This window comes from Streptomyces atroolivaceus (assembly GCF_000717025.1).
GTDB classification, from domain to species: Bacteria; Actinomycetota; Actinomycetes; order Streptomycetales; family Streptomycetaceae; genus Streptomyces; species Streptomyces atroolivaceus.
The window spans coordinates 1-201 of sequence record NZ_JNXG01000105.1 but is presented as its reverse complement, the minus strand read 5'-3'; the positions used below and the strand labels follow the sequence as shown (position 1 = coordinate 201).

General features: G+C 70.1%; 1 pseudogene. It reads right to left on the bottom strand.

Features of this window, described 5'->3' with window-relative positions:
• Nucleotides 1–201: pseudogene (locus tag OO67_RS35615) on the bottom strand (xylose isomerase); the annotation flags it as partial.

Sequence of the window (201 nt, the reverse complement as noted above, 5' to 3'; positions counted from 1 at the left end):
AACACGGGGTGCGTGAACAGGTTGGTGGTGGCCATCGGGACCTTCATCCCGGTGCGCTCCAGCGCGTCCTTGAACCGGCCGATCAGCCGCTCCCGCTCCGCGTCGGTGGACCCGAAGGGGATCAGGTCGTCGTCGTGGAACGTCACCCCGTGCGCACCCAGCTCCGCGAGCCGCTCCACCGACTCGACCGGGTCCAGCGCG